The sequence below is a fragment of the Pseudonocardia sp. C8 genome, assembly GCF_014267175.1.
In the GTDB taxonomy this organism is placed as follows: Bacteria; Actinomycetota; Actinomycetes; order Mycobacteriales; family Pseudonocardiaceae; genus Pseudonocardia.
Genome location: NZ_JACMTR010000002.1, coordinates 859927 through 874258 on the forward strand (window position 1 = coordinate 859927; position 14332 = coordinate 874258).

The 14332-nt window shown below is 72.0% G+C and carries 12 protein-coding genes; 3 read left to right on the top strand and 9 right to left on the bottom strand.

Annotation, left to right across the window (positions count from 1 at the left end):
- Positions 1–53 precede the first annotated feature (53 nt).
- Positions 54–980, top strand: a complete 927-nt coding sequence (locus tag H7X46_RS04825; RefSeq protein WP_186358256.1) for a LysR family transcriptional regulator — start codon at positions 54–56, stop codon at positions 978–980.
- 18 nt (positions 981–998) lie between these two features.
- Here the strand turns inward: H7X46_RS04825 and H7X46_RS04830 are convergent, their stop codons facing one another.
- From H7X46_RS04830 to H7X46_RS04860, 7 genes are all read right to left on the bottom strand, one after another.
- Entirely contained in the window at positions 999–2123 is a 1125-nt protein-coding gene (locus tag H7X46_RS04830) for a mandelate racemase/muconate lactonizing enzyme family protein (protein ID WP_186358257.1), read from the bottom strand.
- A 4-nt stretch (positions 2124–2127) separates the two neighbouring features.
- Positions 2128–2994, bottom strand: a complete 867-nt coding sequence (locus H7X46_RS04835) for a 2-keto-4-pentenoate hydratase (protein WP_222131198.1) — start codon at positions 2992–2994, stop codon at positions 2128–2130.
- Complete coding sequence (locus tag H7X46_RS04840) at positions 2942–4312, bottom strand: LLM class flavin-dependent oxidoreductase (RefSeq protein ID WP_186358258.1); 1371 nt, start codon at positions 4310–4312, stop codon at positions 2942–2944. The genes H7X46_RS04835 and H7X46_RS04840 overlap by 53 nt, the downstream gene beginning before the upstream one ends.
- A 313-nt stretch (positions 4313–4625) precedes the next feature.
- Positions 4626–5417 (bottom strand): IclR family transcriptional regulator, encoded by a 792-nt coding sequence (locus H7X46_RS04845; RefSeq protein WP_186358259.1) that lies wholly within the window; start codon positions 5415–5417, stop codon positions 4626–4628.
- A 122-nt stretch (positions 5418–5539) separates the two neighbouring features.
- Positions 5540–7066: an aldehyde dehydrogenase (NADP(+)) gene (locus H7X46_RS04850; RefSeq protein ID WP_186358260.1), complete on the bottom strand. Its 1527-nt coding sequence runs from the start codon at positions 7064–7066 to the stop codon at positions 5540–5542.
- Between the two features lie 46 nt (positions 7067–7112).
- Positions 7113–7604, bottom strand: coding sequence for a flavin reductase family protein (locus H7X46_RS04855; RefSeq protein ID WP_186358261.1), 492 nt, complete (start codon positions 7602–7604; stop codon positions 7113–7115).
- Between the two features lie 11 nt (positions 7605–7615).
- Complete coding sequence (locus H7X46_RS04860) at positions 7616–8962, bottom strand: NAD(P)/FAD-dependent oxidoreductase (RefSeq protein WP_186358262.1); 1347 nt, start codon at positions 8960–8962, stop codon at positions 7616–7618.
- 284 nt (positions 8963–9246) lie between these two features.
- On the opposite strand from H7X46_RS04860, the gene ribA reads away from it, so the two are divergent.
- Positions 9247–10449: a GTP cyclohydrolase II gene (gene ribA / locus H7X46_RS04865; RefSeq protein WP_186358263.1), complete on the top strand. Its 1203-nt coding sequence runs from the start codon at positions 9247–9249 to the stop codon at positions 10447–10449.
- Between the two features lie 66 nt (positions 10450–10515).
- A complete protein-coding gene (locus H7X46_RS04870; protein ID WP_186358264.1) occupies positions 10516–11874 on the top strand; it encodes an MFS transporter in 1359 nt (452 codons plus the stop codon).
- A 78-nt stretch (positions 11875–11952) separates the two neighbouring features.
- Here H7X46_RS04870 and H7X46_RS04875 read toward each other — a convergent pair whose 3' ends face one another.
- Positions 11953–12588 (bottom strand): helix-turn-helix domain-containing protein, encoded by a 636-nt coding sequence (locus H7X46_RS04875; protein WP_370588610.1) that lies wholly within the window; start codon positions 12586–12588, stop codon positions 11953–11955.
- Between the two features lie 86 nt (positions 12589–12674).
- Positions 12675–14297 (bottom strand): APC family permease, encoded by a 1623-nt coding sequence (locus H7X46_RS04880; RefSeq protein WP_186358265.1) that lies wholly within the window; start codon positions 14295–14297, stop codon positions 12675–12677.
- Positions 14298–14332 lie beyond the last annotated feature (35 nt).

Below are 14332 nucleotides of genomic sequence, written 5' to 3' on the forward strand. Positions count from 1 at the left end.
ACTCCGTCCGCGTCCATCTCAGTATCGAACGCAGTACCGTGTACGATTCGTGGATGATCGACCGGCGGCTGCGCGTGCTGCGGGCGATCGCGCGGCACGGGACGGTCACCGCCGCGGCCGAGGTCTGCCGGATGACACCGTCGGCGGCGTCCCACCAGATGCAGGCGCTGGCCCGCGAGCTCGGGGTCACGCTGCTCGAGCCCGACGGTCGCCGGGTCCGGCTGACCCCGGCCGCGCACACGCTGCTCGCACACGGCGAGACGCTGACCGCGCAGTGGGAGCGGACCAAGGCCGACCTGCACGCGCACCGCGACGGCGACCTCGCCGGGACGCTGCAGTTCTGCGGGTTCTCCACGGCCGCCGCGACCGTCGTCCCGCCGGCCCTCGACCGCCTGCGCGGGATGCACCCCGGGCTCCGGCTGCGCCTGCGCGAGGCCGAGCCCGCGCGGTCGTTCGACCTGCTCGCGGCCGGCGAGGCCGACATCGTCGTCGTCGTGGCCACGGCGGACATCCCGCCCGTCTCGGACCCGGCCTTCGCGCAGCGCACGCTCTACGACGAGCCGCTCGACGTCCTCGTCGGGCCGCGGCACCCGCTCGTCGGGCGGGACGACGTCGCCCTCGGCGACCTCGCCGCCGACCGGTGGATCTGCAGCAACCCGGGGCGGGCCTACCACCAGCTGGTCACCGTCGCGTGCGCCGGCGCCGGCTTCGCCCCGGACATCGCCCACTACGCCGACGAGTGGGACACCGGGGCCGCCCTGGTCTCGTACGGGTTCGGGGTCGCGCTGGTGCCCCGGCTGGCCGACCTGCCGACCCGGCACGACACCCGCCGGCTGCCGATCCGGACCCCGCCGGTCCCGATCCGCCGCGTGATCGCCGCCGTCCGGTCCGGCTCGCAGGACCAGCCGGCCGTGGCCGCCGGCCTCGACGCGCTCCGGGAGGTCTGCGAGGCGCTCGCGGACCGTCTCGACGCGGTCTGACCGGCGGCCGGCGCGCGCTCAGGCCTCCCAGGTCTGGACCGGGTCACCGAGGACGTCCTCGTCGACCGTGATCCCGAGGCCGGGCGCCGTGGTCGGGAGGATCCCGCCGTCGACGACCGGCGCGTCGAACCGGGCGGTCCGCAGGGCCACCATGTCCTGGGTGTTCAGCACCCCGCGCAGCATCCGGGCGGGGACGGTCGCCCCCAGGTGGACGATGGCCGAGAAGGCGATCGCCGAGCCGGTCGTCTCCTGGACGCTCGTGGTGAGCCCGGCGGCCCGGCAGATGTCGCGCTGCCGGCGCCCCGGGGTCAGGCCGCCCGCCTTGGAGATCTTGAGCCCGATCCCGTCGGCGGCGTCCTGGTCGAGCACCATCGCCACGTCCGCGTCGAGCTGGGAGAGCTCGTCGACGACGAGGGGGTAGGGGCAGCGGCGGCGCAGCGACAGCGTCTCCCGCCACGTCGCGCACGGTGCCTCGAGCACGAAGTCCAGGCCGTCCGGCAGCAGCTGGATCATCCGCAGGACCGACTCGGGGAGCAGCCCGCAGTTCGCGTCGACCAGGAAGTACTCGCCCGGCCGCCGGTCGGCCAGCGAGGTCGCGATCCGCTCGGCGTCGAGCGCCGGGCCGCCCTCGGCGTCCAGGGCTCCGATCTTGATCGAGTGGGCCCGGTAGCCCCGTTCGCGCTGCTCGGCGACCAGGGCCCGCATCTCCTCGGGCGCCCGGGCGGGGATCGAGGAGATCATCGGCATGGGCACGTCCGTGGAACCGCCGAGCAGGTCGCACACGGGCAGGCCGACCGCCTTGCCGAACAGGTCCCAGCACGCGACGTCCAGCGGTGTCCGCGCGTGGTTGTGCCCGCTGAGCGCGGCGTCCATCGCGTCGTTGATGCGCTCCACCCGGCGGGGGTCACGGCCCAGCAGGGCCGGGGCGAGCTCGGCGATGCCGGCCCGTACCCCGCGGGCGTGCGCGGCCACGTAGGTCGAGCCGAACGGGGTGCTCTCACCCCAGCCGACCGTGCCGTCATCGGCGGTGATCCGCACGATCGTGGCGTCGAAGGACGTCAGCGACCGGCCGCCGGAGAGCTTGTAGACCCCCCAGGCGTAGGGCAGGTCCACGGTGTAGAGATCGATACGCTCGATCTTCATCGGGTCACCGCACCTCGAACTCGACGCTGCCCCAGCCGGCGAAGTGCCCGGCCCACTGCCCGGCCTTCTCCATCGGGACGGCCGCGAGGCAGCTGCCGGCGAGGACGACGTCACCGGCGTGGAACCCGATCCCGTAGCCGGAGAGCGTGTTGCAGACGAACGCCACGGCCGACAGCGGGTTGCCCAGGATCGCGCTGGTCGAGCCGCGCGCGACCTCGACTCCGTCGGACAGGACCGTCCCCTCGAGCTCGTCGACGGCCAGCTGGTCGAGCCGGCGGGGCCGGCCACCGAGGATCACCGAACCGGTGGACCCGTTGTCCGCCAGGGTGTCCGGCAGGGTGATCTCCCAGTTCTCGCACCGCGAGTCGATGATCTCGATCGCCGGAAGGCAGTGGTCCACGGCGGTGATCACGTCGGCCACGGTGACGTTCGGCCCCTGCAGGTCCCGCCCCAGCACGAACGCCGGTTCCAGCTCGACGTACGGTGCGACGTAGTCGGTCCGGTCCACCGTGGTCCGCTCGTAGCGGAACGTGCCGGCCAGCAGGTGGCCGTAGTCGGGCCGGTTCAGGCCGAACGCCGACTGCATCGCCTCGGCGATGTTGCCGAGCTTGTACCCGACGACGCGGTCGCCGGCGGCCACGGCGTGGGCGACGTTCTCCTTCTGGATCTCGATCGCGCTCTCGACGTCGAGGCCGTCCCACTCCTTGCTGGGCGCGGTGATCGACCGCACCTCGGCGCGGGCGGCGCGCAGCGATGCGGCGATCTCGGTCCGCGCGGTGGCGTTCAGCATGTCGGTCCCCTCCTCCTCGGCGGTCCGCTCAGACGGCCGCGACGGCGCGACCGGCGTAGGCGCGGCCGGGGTGGTCGTCACGCAGCCGGACGGTGCCCGCGCCGTAGACCTTCTCGCGCATCGTCGAGCCCTCGTAGTCGTTCCAGACGACGCCACGACGCTGCAGCTCGGGGACGACGAGCTCGCCGAAGTCGGCCATGTCCTGGTACTTGACGCAGTTGCCGAAGTTGAACCCGTCGATGCCGGTCTCGGTCATCCAGGTGATCAGCTCGTCGGCGACGGTCTTCGGCGAACCGACGATGGTCGGGCCGGTTCCGCCGATCCCGACGAACTCGGCGATGTCGCGGGGGGTCCACTCCTTGTCCGGGTCCATCTTGGAGAACAGGTCGACCATGGTCTGGCCGGCGTTGGTCTTCACGTGGCGGAGCGGGACGTCCGGGTCGAACTGCGACATGTCCAGACCGGTCCAGCCGCTGTACCGGGCCATGGCGCCGGAGTAGCTGACCAGCTTGCGGTAGTACGCGTGCTTCTCGTGGGCCTGCTCGTCGGTCGGCGCGACGATGACGTTGAGCATCTGCAGCACCTTGACCGCGTCCGGGCCCCGGCCGTGCTCGACCGCCAGCTCGCGCACGGCATCGACCTGCCGCGTGAGCGCGCCGATCGAGACCGCGTTGACGAACACCGCCTCGGCGCTCTGCGCGGCGAGCGCGCGGCCGCGGGAGGACCCACCGGCCTGGAAGATCACCGGGGTCCGCTGGGGCGACGGCTCGCACAGGTGGAACCCGTCGACGTCGAAGTACTTTCCGTGGTGGGAGATGTCGTGCACCCGGGACGGGTCGATGTACATGCCGCGCTCGCGGTCGATCACGACCGCGTCGTCGTCCCACGAGGACTCCCACAGCTTGTAGCAGACCTCGAGGTACTCGGCAGCCCGCTCGTAGCGCTCGTCGTGGGGGATCTGCACGCCGGTGCCGAGGTTCCGCGCGGCGCTGTCGGCGTAGGAGGTCACGAGGTTCCAGCCGACCCGGCCGTCGGTCAGGTGGTCGAGGGTGCTGAACCGGCGGGCGAGCGCGTACGGGTGCTCGTAGGTGGTCGAGCCGGTCAGCCCGAAGCAGAGGTCGCTGGTCACGCTCGCCATCGCCGAGACGGCCATGAGCGGGTCGTTCGCCGGGATCTGCGCGGCGTCGGCCAGCGCGGCGCCGGGCCCGCCCTCGTAGACGTCGTGGTAGCCGACGTTGTCCGCGAAGAAGATCCCGTCGAAGCGGGCCTCCTCGAGCATCTTCGCGTAGTCGGTCCAGTAGCTCAGGCTCTTGTAGCCGGGCCCACGGTCGGACTCGTGCTTCCACAGGCCCGCCGAGAGGTGTGCGGGTCCCGGGTAGTCGAAAGCGAACAGTCGCATGCGGCGGTCGGCCACGGCGATCCCTCCACGGTGAGTGTTCAGATTCTGAACGATGTGTTCAGATGATGACGCCACTGTAAGGCGCCTGCGAGGCTGCCGTCAACGGATCGCCGGAACCGGATCGAACCGATTTCCGGGGCCGGGTGCCGCGGCGTGGCGGCGCGAATTCCGGTGCGAGATCGCGGGTGCGGCGGACACACCGAAGAGGGCCTTCCGGCCGGTGGATCGCGACATCTGCACCGTGGCCGGAAGGCCCTCAAGAACGTCACCGGGTCACGTCATCGTGCGTGACCCGGTGGCGGACGGAGCGGGCTCAGCCCGCGCTGTCCGGCCACAACACGCCGGCCAGCTCCTGCACGGTCCGGCGCATGCGGCCCACCGCCTCGGGAACCCGGTCGCGCCCGAACCGGTACCGCGGTGCATTGATCGTGACGACCGCGGCCAGCTTTCCGGCCGAATCCCGGATGGGGCAGGAAATCGACAGCAGGCCTTCCTCGAGCTCGTTGTCGATCATTCCGTAGCCCTGCTCGCGCACGTGTGCGAGTTCGCGGAGGAGGACCTCCCGATCGACGACGGTGTGCGGGGTGAACGATTCGAGGGTGGCCGGCAGTACCTGGTTCAGCATGTCCGGCGGCATCTCCGACAGGAGCACCTTGCCGCTGGAACTGGCGTGCAGCGGGTACTGCTTCCCGACCATCCCGGTGGTGGTCGCCCCGACGACGTGCGATCCCGCGGCCTCCGCGACGAGGTCGAGGTGGTCGGGGGCGGTGGCCACGGAGAAGGTCACCGACTCGTTGAACTCGTCGGCGAGCTCCTGGAGCACCGGCTGGGTCCGGGTCGCCAGCCCGGCGTACGGGTCGGCAAGGCGGCCGAGCCGGGCCATCTCCCAGCCCAGGACGTAGTTGCCACTGACGCGGTCGAGCAGGCCCGCGCGCTCCAGGCTGTGGAGCAGCCGGAACGCGGTCGGCCGGGAGATGCGGGAGGCCTTGGCCAGGGTCGAGGCCGTGGCGCCGCCCGCCGGCTGTGCTGCCAGCTCGCGCAGCAGCCGCACGGCCTTCACCACCGACTTGTTGACCAGATCGGTCGCTTCCCCGGACTCGCTCATCCCACCCCTTCGCTCGCGCCGTGCGCACACGGCGGCTCGACGCGAGTGTAAGGGACGTTCGGAAAGTGAACGCATCGAAGGGGTGGGACCGAGCAGGAGGTGACCGGGCTCCCGCGCCGGGCTCAGCCGGTGGTCACCCCCCAGGTGGTCGACCGCCCGGCCTCCTCGATCCGGCGCGGCACGCCCAGCGGGTTGGACTCCTGCAGCGGCTCGGGCAGCAGGGCCTCCGGGGCGTTCTGGTAGGTGACCGGCCGCAGGAACCGGCGGATCGCGGTGGCACCGACCGAGGTGTGAGCGGGCGCCGTCGTCGCCGGGTACGGGCCGCCGTGGTGCTGGGCGGGCGTGACCGCGACGCCGGTCGGCCAGGCGTTGAAGACGATCCGGCCGGCCCGCTCGGACGCGACCCGCACGACCGACCGCAGGTCCTGCGCCGCACGCTCGTCGACCTCGCCGCCGGTGTGCACGGTGACGGTCAGGGAGCCGCCGACCTGCTGCAGGACCGCGTCGACCTCGTCGAGCGTGTCGTACTCGCCGAGGACCGCCACCGGACCGAACGCCTCGTCGAGCAGCTGCTCGGGGTGGGCCGCCAGCGCCCGCGCAGAGGTGCGCAGCACGGACGGGGACGCGCTCGCGACCGGGTCGCCCTCGACGGTGCTGCCCTTGACCAGCACCTCGACCTCGGGTGCTGCCGTGAGCTCCGCGAGGCGGTCGGCGTACCCGTGGGCGATCTTGTCGGTGAGCATCCGGGCGGCGGGCTTCTGCCCGGCCAGCTCCGCGATGCGCGCCGGCAGCCCGGTCCCGGCCGGCACGAGCAGCACGCCGGGCTTGGTGCAGAACTGGCCGCAGCCCAGGGTGAAGGAGTCGACGAACCCGGCGGCGATCTCCTCGGCGCGCTCGGTGACCGCCTCGCCGGTGACGAGGGCCGGGTTGAGGCTGCCCAGCTCGCCGAAGAACGGGATCGGGGTGGGGCGGGCCGCTGCGATGTCGGCCAGCGCCCGACCCCCGGCGACCGAGCCGGTGAAGGCCGCCGCGGCGATCCGCGGGTCCTTCAGCGCCCGCACACCGGCCTCGGACCCGGTGACGAGTGCAAGGCCGCCGTCGGGCGCGCCGGCCTCCGCGAGCGCCCGCTGGACGATCGCGGCGGTCGCGGCCGAGGTGCGCGGGTGGCCCGAGTGGGCCTTCACCACGACCGGGCAGCCGGCGGCCAGCGCGGCCGCGGTGTCACCACCGGCGACGGAGAAGGCGAACGGGAAGTTGCTCGCGGCGAAGACCAGCACCGGGCCGACCGGGATCTGGTAGCGCCGCAGGTCGGGACGGGGCCCGAGGGCGAAGTCGGGATCGGCCCGGTCGAGGATCACGTCGAGGTGCACGCCGGAACGGATCTCCTCGGCGAACATCCGCAGCTGCACGCTCGTGCGCTTCACCTCGCCGGTGAGCCGGGCGTGCGGGAGGCCGGTCTCGGTGCCGGCGAGCTCGGCGAGCTGTTCGGTCTCGGCGTCGAGGGCGTCCGCGACGGCCACGAGCAGCTCGGCCCGCCGGCGGTCGGGAAGGTCGGCCCACGGGCGGCCGGCCGCGCGCGCGGTGTCGAGGATCTGCTCGAGTTCGGTCTCGGTCGTCTCGGGAACGGCCGTGTGCTGTCCTGCTGTCACTTCAGCTCCGTGTCGGGTCGTGCGGGCGGTCGTGGGACGGGCGGGGTCAGGCCGCCACCGGCTCGCGGTAGCTGCCCAGCCGGCCGCGGTGGAAGACGAGGGGGTCGCCCTCGCCGGCCTCCATGTGCAGCACCTCGGCCAGGACGATGACGTGGTCGCCGCCGTCGAGCTCGTGGGTGATCGCGCAGTCGATCCACGCGTGGGCGCCGGCGATCCGGGGGGTCCGGTACTCGGACAGGTGCCACGCGACGTCGGCGAACTTGTTGGGCTGCTTGCGGGACAGGGCCTGGCAGACGGGCTCCTGCCCGGCCGCGAGGACGCTGGCGCCCAGCCGGCCCGCGGTGCGTACCTTGGGCCAGCTGCTCGACGAGCGGTCGACGCTGAAGGCGACCATGGGCGGGGTGAGCGACAGCGACTGGAAGGTCCCCACGACGAGGCCCTGCGGGTGCGGCGCGAGCGCGCTGATGCCCGCGATCGCGACCACGCCGGTCGGCAGGTGACCCATGACGGTGCGGAAGGTGGCCTGGTCGATGGTCATGGTGGCTCTCCTCAGCTCTGCTGGGCGCGTGCGTCACCGGCGGTGGGCCCGCCGGCGAGCGTGCGCCGGATCTCGCGACTGACGTGCAGGGCGCTCTCGATCGCGCCGTCGATGAAGCCGGCCCAGACGTTGGCCGTGTCACTGCTGGCCAGGTGCAGCGCGCCCTCGGACGCCTGCTGGCCCTCCAGGTAGCGGGTGAGCTGGCCGGGCCGCTGCATCAGCCAGGTCTCCCGCGAGTGGGGATCGCTCATCCAGTCGTGCCCGGTGACCTCGAGGACCTCCAGGTCGTCGCGCCACACCCGCAGCGCCGCCCGCACCTGGTCGATGTCGTTCGGGTCCAGGCGGGTGGAGTCGGCACCGAAGCCGACCAGGACCGCGTCGTCGTCACCGAGGTACTCGGTCCGGACCACGGCCAGCGGACGGTCGGCCGCCGAGTAGGCGAAGAACGGCTGCAGCGGGCCGCGGACCCGGATCCAGGCCTTGACGCCCTGCGACGCCGTGCCCTCCTTGCTCGCGGCGCGCTTCGCCTCGTTCAGCGGCGGGGAGACGTCGAGGTCGCCGAGGATGTTCTGCGGGAGCGTCAGGACGACCCGCTTCGCGGACAGGGTCTCGCCGTCGGCGAGCCGGACGGTCGCCCGCCCGTCGCCGTGCTCGACCCGGACCACCTCGGCGCCGGTGCGGATCTCACCGGTCACCTCGGCGGCGATCGCGTCGACCAGGCTCCTCGTCCCTTCTGCGAGCCGGAAGACCGCGGAGGCCTCGTGCATCAGGTGCCACGAGCCGGCCGCCGCGGCGGTCCAGCGCAGGGCGTTGGTGAAGGCGCCGGCCTCGAGCGGGGCGTTGAAGTGCCCGACCCACGCGGCCTCGTTGGCCTGGAGCTCCTCGTCGGAGAGCTCGGCCTCGGCCAGCTTCTCGGCGATGCTGAAGCCGTCGACCGAGGCCAGTTCCGGGTTCGACACCGGCTGGTGCGGGCGGGGGATCCACTGCATCGTCCCGTCCAGCACGCGCCGCATGCCCGGGTCGATCAGCTCCATGAACTCGTCCAGCGTGCCGGTCCGGACCTGGTCCGCCGCGAGCCAGTAGGCGGTCTCGGGCCGCGGCCCCCGGGTGATGTCCAGGCCGTAGCGGGCGATCTCGGCCCAGACGTGCGGCTGGGTCCAGTGCAGCCACGTGCCGCCGATCTCCAGGTCGCGGCCGAGGCGCCGGTCGGTCCAGACCCGGCCGCCCAGCCGGTCACGGGCCTCGAGCACGACCACCCGGAGGCCCTCGCGGCCCAGCTCGCGGGCCACGACGAGGCCCGCGACGCCGGCACCGACGACGATCACATCCGCATCGGCTTCGTTTCCTGCGGGCCCCATCGGCAACTCCTTCGTCAGTGTGAGGCGAGTCAGCGTTCTGTTCAGATAGTGAACAAGTAGTTCGAAAACGCTGAGAGCGATGGTGCGGTCGCCCCGGGGTTCTGTCAACCCTGCTGAGGCGGCGGATTCCGGACGTGGCCGGGCCGCTCGTGTGGCTGCCGCCACACCGCGAAGGGGTTGTTCAGTATGCGAACCTCCTGTTCGAATAAATCCGTGGTTGGCCGATCCGGCCGCATGTGCGGGGGCCACCGCGCCCGACGACGTTCCGAGGAAGGAGCACGTCCATGTCTCATGTCGACGACGCCATCGAGGCCCTCTCCCGGGCGGGTGTGGTGCTGGTGGTCGATGACGAGGACCGCGAGAACGAGGGCGACCTCATCATGGCCGCCGAGTACGCCGACACCGACTCCGTCGCGTACTTCCTCGAGCACACGTCCGGCTTCCTGTGCGTCGCGATCGACGAGGAGCGGGCCGCGGAGCTCGACCTGGGCCTGATGGTTCCCGAGAACACCGAGAAGCAGGGCACGGCCTTCCTCGTGAGCGTCGACTACCTGCCGGGGACCACGACCGGCATCAGCGCGGGTGACCGCGCGGCCACCATCCGTGCGCTGGCCGACCCGGCGCTCGACCCGGCCGACCTCGCCCGGCCCGGCCACATCATGCCGCTGCTGGCGCGCCCCGGCGGGGTGCTGGAGCGGCCGGGGCACACCGAGGCGGGCGTGGACCTGTGCCGGATGGCCGGACTCAGCGGCGCCGCATTGCTGTGCGAGATCGTCACCCCGGACCGCCGGTCGATGCTCCGCGGCGACGGCCTCGCCGACTTCGCCCGGCGGCACCGGATCCCGATCGTCACAATCGACGAGCTGCGTGCGTACCGCAGCGCCGCCCGGCCGGTGGTGACCCGTACCGGCCAGAGCATGCTCCCGACCGAGGCCGGCACGTTCGAGGCGATCGCCTACCGCTCCCCCGGGGAGGGCGTCGAGCACATGGCGCTCGTCATGGGCGACGTGACGTCGGGCAGCCCGCTCGTCCGCCTGCACAGCGAGTGCATCACCGGGGACATCGCGGGCTCGCTGCGGTGCGACTGCGGCACCCAGCTGCGGGCGGCGATGGCCGCGATCAGCGAGGCCGGAGCCGGCGTGCTCGTCTACCTGCGCGGTCACGAGGGCCGGGGGATCGGCCTGGGGGACAAGCTCCGGGCCTACCAGCTGCAGATGCACGAGGGCCTCGACACGGTCGACGCGAACGTCAGCCTGGGCCTGCCCGTGGACGGGCGGGACTACGGGGCGGCCTGCGACATCCTCGTGGACCTCGGCGTGCGCCGCGTCCGGCTGCTGACGAACAACCCGGACAAGGTCCGGGCCGTCGAGGCGGCCGGGCTGTCGGTGGAGCGGGCCGCGCACGAGTTCCACGCCAACCACCACAACGTCCGGTACCTGGAAGCGAAGCGGGACCGGCTGGGGCACGAGCTCCACCAGCTCGCCTGATCTCGCGCCGGGACACCTGCATCGGCGTAGCGAGCAGCGGGCTCTGCGCCAGAAGGGAACTCACTGGTGAGCAACAACGCAGTTGACGACACCCCATCGGACTCGTCCGCGAGAAGACGGTTCCTGACCCGGCTGACCATCGTGGTCGCCGGCGGCATGTTCATCGACGGCTACGTCCTCGGCATCATCGGGACGGTGATCGGGAACGTCGCCACCGATCTCGAGCTGTCCGTACTCGGCGAGGGACTCATCGGCGCGGCCGCCTTGATCGGCATCTTCGCCGGCGGCCCGCTCGGGGGCTACTTCGCCGACAAGTTCGGCCGCAAGCCGATGTTCACGATCGACCTCGGGATCTTCGTGGTCGGCTCGGTCCTCCAGTTCTTCGTCGAGTCGAGCTGGCAGCTCTTCCTCGTACGCCTGCTCATGGGTGTGGCGGTCGGCGCCGAGTACTCGATCGGCTGGCCGTTGATGGCCGAGTTCGCGCCCGCCCGGCTCCGCGGCCGGTGCCTGGCACTGTCCGAGGTCGCCTGGTACGTCGGCTTCGTCGCCGCGTTCGTCGTCGGCTACCTGCTGATCACCTTCTACCAGGCCGACTGGCGCGTCGTGCTCGCCACCAGCACCATCCCGGCGGTCATCCTGTTCGTCGGCCGCCTGGGGCTGCCGGAGTCGCCGCGATGGCTGATCAACAAGGGGCGGACCGAGGAGGCCCGGCACATCGCGGAGACCTGGATCGAGGAGGGTCCCGACCAGGACGACATCTTCGGCGAGGGGCAGGCGACCGGCTCGTTCCGGAGCCTGTTCTCGGCGCGGCACTGGCGCGCCACCGCGTTCATCTCCATCTTCTGGTTCTGCACGGTGACGCCCTACTTCGCCATCGCCACGTTCTCGGCGAGCGTGCTGACCCAGTACGGCCTCGGTGAGGACGGTCTCCTCGGCGCCATCGGGGTGAACGGCGTCGCCCTCGCGGGTGTCGTCGTGTCCTGCCTGCTCATCGATCGGGTCGGCCGGCGGGCGTTCACGATCCCGCAGCAGTGGGTGTGTGCCGTCGTCCTGGTCGCGATCGGCCTGTGGACGTCCGCGCCCCCGTGGGTCATCCTGGCGTGCTTCCTGGTGTTCGCGTTCGCCAACGCCATGTGCACCGCGCTCACCGGCGTCTACCCCGGCGAGGTGCTGCCGACCGAGATCCGGGGCATCGGCACCGGGTTCGCCACGGCCGTGAGCCGGGTCGGTGCCGGTATCGGGACGTTCCTGTTCCCGTGGTCCATGTCGGACCTCGGCCCGGGTACCACGATGCTGGTGGCCGCGGGGGTCTGCGTCGTGGGCGCGGCGGTCTCGCAGGTCCTGGCCCCGGAGACGGCCGGCCGCACCCTCAACGAGATCTCGGGCGGCTCGCCGGCCGAGCCGCTCGCGACGGTGTCCGAGTAGGGACGGGAAGGTCCCGGACACGAGCCGACGCCGCACCCGTCCACGGACGGTGCGGCGTCGGCCTTGCCGGGGAGTCGGCTACTGGGGGTACGCGGTGATGGTCAGGAACACGACGGGCAGCTGGTTCAGCGTCTCCGGGCCGTGCGGGCCCTCCCCGTCGAAGATCAGCGCGTCCCCGGGTTTCATCTCGTACCGGGCGTCACCGTGCACGTAGACCATCACGCCCTCGAGCATGTACAGGAACTCCGTGCCCGAGTGCTGGAACACGGGGAAGACCTCGCTGGACTCGGTCAGCGTGCACAGCAGCGGTTCGAGCCGCTTGTGCTCGCCCCGCAGCCCGCCGAGCAACCGGTAGAGGTGCCCCACGTGGCTGCCGCGCCGGATGATCAGCGCGCCCTGGCCGGCCGGGGTGTAGACCGCCTCCCGGTCGGCGTCGGCCCCGCGGAACAACGCGGTGACCGGGATCTCGAGGGCCGCGGCGAGCCGTTTGAGGATCGACAGGCTGCACGACGTCTGCGCGTGTTCGATCTTGGACAGCATGGCCTTCGAGATCCCGACGTCCCGGGCGAGCGCGCTGATGGTGAGGCCCTTGAGCATCCGGTGCTCGCGGGCCCGGGCCGCGATGATCTTCTCGAGGTCGTTGTCATCCGTGACCGGAGAGGTCGCCGGCGGCGCCTGTTCCGGCTCGACGGAACCGACTGGTCGTGGCCTCACCTCGACCAGGGTACTCGGTACGTCGGCCGCCACCTGCGCGGACGCGTGTCGTGCCGCCCCCTCAGGCGCCTGCACGGCCGGGCTCCCTAACCGGCCACGGCGGCCAGCACCTGGCCGACGACCACCATCGCCACACCGCCGGCGAGCGCGAGGAACGGCCGGATGCCGGCCCGGCGGACGAGCACGCCGGTCGGTCCCCGCTCGGAGGCCGGGAGGTCCTCGTACATGGTGTCGGGGAAGACGCCCCGGTCCTGGACGAAGTGCCGGTAGGCGAACACCGGCAGGATGATGGCCGCGCCGACGAGCCCGAAGACCAGCGCACCGGCGCCCCAGACGCTCGCGCCCCAGCCGAGCAGCAGCGCGTTGACGAACGCCAGCACCGTGCCCAGCGCGAGCAGCGCCGTCGGGGCGCGGAAGGGGCGCGGGGTGGAGGGGTTGTCGAGGCGGTGCATCCAGCCCGCGTTGAGGTTGAGGAAGTTGAAGATCATGTAGCAGACCGTGGACGCGGCCAGGACGAACACCGCGTCGCTGAGCAGCAGCAGCAGCAGGTTGAAGACCAGGTCGGTCCACATCGCCCTGGTGGGGGCACCGTGCCGGTTGGCGTGGCCCAGGAACCGGGGCAGCCACCCGTCACGCGACCCCTGGTAGAGGGTCCGGGACGAGCCGGCCATCGTGGTCATGATCGTGAGCAGAAGCGCCAGCACGAGCATCACGATCAGCAGGTTGGCGATCACGGGGCCGCCACCGACGATCTCGGTCATCGCCTGGCCGACGCCGTCGCCGTCGACGATGCCCGGCTCCGCGAGCCGCTCGGGCCCCAGCGCGCCCTGGAACGCGATCGGGACCAGGAGGTAGATCACCAGGCAGGCCAGGCCCGCGGCCATGATGGCGCGCACGGTGTCCCGGCCGGGGTCGCGGAACTCGGCGGTGTAGCAGATCGAGGTCTCGAACGCGTACGCCGACCAGGCCGCGAGGAATAGGCCGCCGGCGAGCAGGGTCCAGCCGGACAGGTCCCACGCGCCGCTGAGCGGCACGAACGGCGCGAAGTTGCTGGCGAGCACGTCACCGGTGAGCAGCGGCACCAGTCCGATGATCAGCAGCGGGACGAGCACGGCCAGGCCGATGATCGTCTGCACCCGGGCGGCGCGCAGGATCCCGCCGTGCTGGAGTGCGAAGACCAGGAGCAGGAACAGCGCGGCGACGACGAACGTCGCGTTGATCCGCAGCTCCAGGCCCTCGCTCAGGAACTCCAGCGGCAGCAGCGTCATCGACCAGGTGTTGACGACGGCGTCCGCCGGGAACAGCGCGGTCAGCACGTAACCGGCCGCGAGGCTGGACCCGATCATCAGCACCGGTGACCAGGCGAGCCAGTTGCACCAGACCGACAGCGGTGCGACGAGCTTGGAGTAGCGGACCCAGGCCATCGCCCCGTAGACCGAGGCCCCGCCGGACTTGCGGGGGAACAGCCCGGCGATCTCGGCCCAGATGAACGACTGGACCAGGCCGAAGGCGATCGACACCCCCCACACCAGCACGGACGGGGCGCCGATCGTGGCGGCGATCGTGCCGATGGAGAACAGGACGAGTGCGGGCACGCCGCTGGCGATCCAGAAGGCACCCTTCCAGTCCAGGGTGCGGTGCAGCCGATCGTCGTCGGCCACTGATGTCGTGGCGGTCGTGTGTTCCGGTTCGGGCGCGATACCGGCCATCGTCGGCCTCCTTTGCGTACGGGCGCCGGCACGCC

Excerpts from the sequence above, each read along its gene's own strand:
- H7X46_RS04830 (WP_186358257.1), bottom strand. The coding sequence starts at position 2,123 with ATGAAGATCGAGCGTATCGATCTCTACACCGTGGACCTGCCCTACGCC.
- H7X46_RS04880 (WP_186358265.1), bottom strand. The coding sequence starts at position 14,297 with ATGGCCGGTATCGCGCCCGAACCGGAACACACGACCGCCACGACATCA.
- H7X46_RS04860 (WP_186358262.1), bottom strand. The coding sequence starts at position 8,962 with ATGGGGCCCGCAGGAAACGAAGCCGATGCGGATGTGATCGTCGTCGGT.
- H7X46_RS04845 (WP_186358259.1), bottom strand. The coding sequence starts at position 5,417 with ATGAGCGAGTCCGGGGAAGCGACCGATCTGGTCAACAAGTCGGTGGTG.
- H7X46_RS04855 (WP_186358261.1), bottom strand. The coding sequence starts at position 7,604 with ATGACCATCGACCAGGCCACCTTCCGCACCGTCATGGGTCACCTGCCG.
- H7X46_RS04840 (WP_186358258.1), bottom strand. The coding sequence starts at position 4,312 with ATGCGACTGTTCGCTTTCGACTACCCGGGACCCGCACACCTCTCGGCG.
- H7X46_RS04825 (WP_186358256.1), top strand. The coding sequence starts at position 54 with ATGATCGACCGGCGGCTGCGCGTGCTGCGGGCGATCGCGCGGCACGGG.
- ribA (WP_186358263.1), top strand. The coding sequence starts at position 9,247 with ATGTCTCATGTCGACGACGCCATCGAGGCCCTCTCCCGGGCGGGTGTG.